This is a genomic window from Aeromonas sp. QDB62 (genome assembly GCF_027705695.1).
In the GTDB taxonomy this organism is placed as follows: Bacteria; Pseudomonadota; Gammaproteobacteria; order Enterobacterales; family Aeromonadaceae; genus Aeromonas; species Aeromonas allosaccharophila.
This window is the reverse complement of sequence record NZ_JAPDCD010000093.1, coordinates 1-4,384: the sequence shown is the minus strand read 5'-3', so window position 1 is coordinate 4,384 and position 4,384 is coordinate 1. Positions and strand designations below refer to the sequence as shown.

The window sequence follows — 4,384 nt, the reverse complement described above, 5'->3', positions numbered from 1 at the left end:
GAGCCGGCTGGAATGACGACTATCGGGCTCAGTTATTCTTTGGTTAAAATATCAACAAAGTGTGCTCCCGCCCTGACCACCACATGGGGGTGGTGTAATGGTACGCGATAGTGGTAATGGTTATTGGTTGTATATGGGGTGGCTGTACATAGCGTAGGAATAGTATTGAATAGAAGTGATGTTTAATTTAATGGAAGTAATGTTAAATAATAAATATACCTAAACGGTATACGCCTGCCTCACCTACGAAAATACCAAAAAACATATATAAGAAGGAATGGCTATTTCCCTAACCCATGAGCCTATCAAGGTATGATTTATAACGCTGGAAGTTATGGAGCTCACTAGGGATGAAAAAAGTTCATTCAAGACTGGCTTCGACGAATAAGCCAGCTATCAACATCGTGCTCAAACCAACCATTAGAGGACTGACCTATTTTGAAGGGTTTGGGGAAGGCCTCGTCATAACGAGGAGACTTGGGATTAAGCCAGTCATAGATAGTAGACCTGGCCATGCCAATCTTGTTAGTGAGGTCTTTGATGCGCAGGACTTTGATGGAATTACTCATGGTGTGTACTCCTGATGATGTAGTGGGTTGTTTCATCAGAAGAGCGGGCCAGTGAAAAAAAACAGCTCTACTCAGGCTCGAGGTATAATCAACGAGAGACTTGCAGATATAGCTATATACAACGCCCAAAGAGCTGCGGTTTTATATCTCCGTAGGCGTTCTGCTCTGGGATGGATCATCTGGTGAAGGTAGTGAGGAGGGGCCAGGCTGCCCCCGAGCAGGTTATCCAGACCCTCATCGAGGAGGTGAGAGGGACCCCTATGGGGGGGGGGGCGGGGACATAATTCACCAACTCCCGCATGCACATAATCAACCAAAGTTCAACAGAAAAAAGCCAATATTTCAACTCAAAAGCCATCGGAAATCGACCGTTTACATCTTAAAATCTACATGGTAATGTTCATCTCGCTTGGTTTGGTGCAGAGTCTTTTGCTACCGGCACAAGCATGGATGGGACTCCTTAGAGGTATGCTTGCTTGTGTCTCCCGAGGGCGTGGTAGATATCGATGGTGGTGAGGTTGAGATGGCTGAAGTGACGTGGAATACGAAAAAAGAAGAAAGAGAAATTATGTTTCTTTATGATCTTTTCGCTGATGATGCTGGGTGGCGAGGGCGGCGAAACAGAGATGTATCGATGCCTGCAATTGATGTTGCTGCTAAAAAACTTGATGCATTCATATTAGATGTTCTTAGCGAACGAGTAGAAAGGGATATCTTGTTTGACAAGCTAAGAGATATGAATATAAAGGCAAGAGACGTTAGCTTCGAAGACCCTTTTAAAATAAAATACTTGATGAAGGATATTTTTGACTGCTGCAATTTAACGTCAGACGCCTTTGAGTGGATATCATCCGATAATCAACGACAGTGTGACTTCATCTGGACATACTTAAGAATGTCTGATGAACGCCGTGGAACATTAGAATATAAACAATCGCTTACCATTACCAATGAGTATGAAGAGTTTGATGAAAAGGATAGGGGGCGACTACCTACGGTTAACCTCTTTGGTTTAAAATCAAATCTCTATGAGAGTCTAGGGCTACCTACGTTAGTAGACGGTAGTCATGCAAAAAAAGAGTGTATTATTCGGTTCTTTGATTTGTGGGATGTATCTAGAGAAAGAAAAGAAGACGAAATGGAGGCGCTTGTATATGCATGGAATAAAATTAAAAACAAATCAAAAATGGCTGATTGGTTAAATAAAAATGATAATATGGCTGGCTGGGCGTGGACCTATACGTTAAAGAGATTTTTGAGTTTCGATACCCCAGCATGGGTTGATTTATCAAACTCTAAAAATGAAGAAAAAGAGAAAAATGCATTGATCACGCTCTACGATATGCTCTCCGCCAAAGATCAGGCACTGTTAATGGCATCATTGAGCAAAAGCGGTGCAGTGCAGAAACATAGAATAAATTCAAACAATCGTAAGTCTATGAGCATTCCGCTATCTGATGAGCATAAAGACATGCTTAAACAGATAGCAAGGGATTCAAACCGCAAGATCTATCAAGTGGTAGAAGAGATGATCGAAAAGGCATATCAGCAGCATTACGCTAACTAACCAAAGTACCTTTCCCTATTGCCCGTACAGAATTTGATAAATAATGCTAAAGATGATATTACATCCTCGTTTTCGATATTTATAGATAGGTGATTATAATGAGTGAATTTCTGAAAGTGCTGTTGAACATCCGCAGCCTGCGGGCTGCACTGCGTGAGTTGTCTCTGGAGCAAATACAAGAAGCCCACGAGAAAATTGAAGCGATTTATCTGGAGCGTCTGGAGCACGCAGAGAAAGAGCAAGCCGCCAATGCAGAACGTCAGCAAAAGCTGGCTGAGTTCCAAGCGATGTTGGCTCAGGCTGGTATTGACCCGACTGAGTTGGTAGGCAGTGCCCCAGCAGCAGCGACTGCGACTAAAACCAAACGAGCACCTCGGCCCCCGAAATACCGTTACGTTGAAAATGGCGTAGAGAAAACCTGGACCGGTCAGGGCCGAACCCCCAAGTTCCTGGCTGAGCAACTCGAGCAAGGTCGTCAGCTGGATGACTTCCTTATCTAAATAGACAAGGCCATGCCCTCACGGTGTGGCCTTTCTGTTTACACGCTCAGTGACCCAATCAATGACAGCCCTCGTCGCTACGAACCAGGAATACTCGGTAATGTTCTGTCGCATGACTGAGGTCAGCTCTAATGACATGATTCAAAACATCCTTTAGCATGCGCATGATGCTGGCTTAGCTCAGTAGGTAGAGCAACTGACTTGTAATCAGTAGGTCACCAGTTCGATTCCGGTAGCCAGCACCACGATCACCACCGAATTTCTCATAGCAGATCCTGATGCCCGCCATAAAAGACTTAGACGCAGAACGTACCGATTTGGATGCGCGATTACGTGAAGCCATTGATAGTTGGGACCCACGTCGCCCCAGGCGCTGGCTAGCGAAACATGGCGGTTGGCGAGTTGAAAAGCGCTCCCTCCTCACGCAGCGATATTGTGCGATACGCGACGAAGCCCAAGCCTTGCTGACAAGTTGCTAGCCTGGATGTTTGTTGCCATTCTCTGAACTAATCGTTCAATGGGTAATCCAACGTGCCTACCCATCACCCAGCGTAATGACGGAATGACATGTCTACCAATCCAAAGCCTCCCTTGCCACGTTACTTACAAGTAGCACATTGGTTGCACGAACAGCCGCTAACAATCAGTGCACGCGCCGCGCCGGCCGTATTTGGCATCTCGTCATAGTCCATTGTGCATATTCCGGTCGATCATGAATCAATGTTCAATTTCACCAGAATACTCAGATGATCCATTTCGGCACGGAGTGCAGTCTCGACGACGAGCGTGATCAGCTGTTGGGTGAGGGCCTGGAGACTGTTCGGACTTGATGTCTTTGACCCGCTCAGCGACCAGTGCTTTGAGCTTGTCTTGACCGATCCGCTTACCCACGAATGTTGCTTTTGAAAAAGTTACTTATTTATTCGTGGGAGGAGGCTACACAATTGGATTTACAGGCTTACAGGCTTACAGGCTTACAGGCTTACAGGCTTACAGGCTTACAGGCTTACAGGCTTACAGGCTTACAGGCTTACAGGCTTACAGGCTTACAGGCTTACAGGCTTACAGGCTTACAGGCTTACAGGCTTACAGGCTTACAGGCTTACAGGCTTACAGGCTCGCCTCGTCATGACCATTGTTCTAATGAAGAATAACCGGATGTTTAAAGTCAATCGCGTTTTCTGCTTTCCCATAGAAACGAAAGCTCCTATTCGTTAGGGAAAGTGCGAATAAGCAGGTCATTTCTTCCCAAGCTGGCTCGCTGATTAAAATTTCGCGGATCCGGGCCGATTGTTCTCCCGTAAACACCTCGAATTAGCCTATTTAGGCCGTTTTTTCGCCATTCCTGGCGTTATTTCCGGTTTTTAGTGAGATCTCTCCCACTGACGTATCATCTGGTCCACCCGAAACAGGTTGGCCAGGGTGAATAACATCGCCAGTTGGTTATCGTTTTTCTGTAGCCCCTTGTATCTGGCTTTCACGAAGCCGAACTGCCGCTTGATGATGCGAAACGGGTGCTCCACTTTGGCCCGGATGCGGGCTTTCATGTATTCGATGGTGATGGCCGTTTTGTTCTTGCGTGGATGCTGTTTCAAGGTTTTTACCTTGCCGGGACGCTCGGCGATCAGCCAGTCCACATCCACCTCGGCCAGCTCCTCGCGCTGTGGCGCTCCTTGGTAGCCGGCATCGGCTGAGACAAATTGCTCCTCTCCATGCAGCAGATTACCCAGCTGATTGAGGTCATGCTC

General features: G+C 46.3%; 4 protein-coding genes and 1 tRNA gene. 3 read left to right on the top strand and 2 right to left on the bottom strand.

Going from position 1 to position 4,384, the window contains the following annotated elements; genetic code table 11:
* Positions 1-365: 365 nt before the first annotated feature.
* Positions 366-569 carry a helix-turn-helix transcriptional regulator gene (locus OKC27_RS22420; RefSeq protein WP_024946002.1) on the bottom strand — a complete coding sequence of 68 codons (204 nt, stop codon included), beginning with the start codon at positions 567-569 and terminating at the stop codon, positions 366-368.
* Between the two features lie 493 nt (positions 570-1,062).
* Between OKC27_RS22420 and OKC27_RS22415 the strand changes: the two genes are divergently transcribed.
* The 3 genes from OKC27_RS22415 (at position 1,063) to OKC27_RS22405 (ending at position 2,881) form a co-directional block, all read left to right on the top strand.
* Positions 1,063-2,136, top strand: a complete 1,074-nt coding sequence (locus OKC27_RS22415; RefSeq protein WP_133295847.1) for a hypothetical protein — start codon at positions 1,063-1,065, stop codon at positions 2,134-2,136.
* A 98-nt stretch (positions 2,137-2,234) separates the two neighbouring features.
* Positions 2,235-2,636, top strand: a complete 402-nt coding sequence (locus OKC27_RS22410; protein ID WP_024946000.1) for an H-NS family histone-like protein — start codon at positions 2,235-2,237, stop codon at positions 2,634-2,636.
* A 169-nt stretch (positions 2,637-2,805) separates the two neighbouring features.
* Positions 2,806-2,881, top strand: a tRNA-Thr gene (locus OKC27_RS22405).
* A 1,119-nt stretch (positions 2,882-4,000) separates the two neighbouring features.
* Here the strand turns inward: OKC27_RS22405 and OKC27_RS22400 are convergent.
* Positions 4,001-4,384, bottom strand: a 384-nt coding sequence (locus OKC27_RS22400; protein ID WP_270806725.1) for a transposase, incomplete at its 5' end; no start/stop codon positions are given.

What these genes read in the sequence shown, in the direction of transcription:
- OKC27_RS22420 (WP_024946002.1), bottom strand. Translation starts at nt 569, where the DNA reads ATGAGTAATTCCATCAAAGTCCTGCGCATCAAAGACCTCACTAACAAG.
- OKC27_RS22410 (WP_024946000.1), top strand. Translation starts at nt 2,235, where the DNA reads ATGAGTGAATTTCTGAAAGTGCTGTTGAACATCCGCAGCCTGCGGGCT.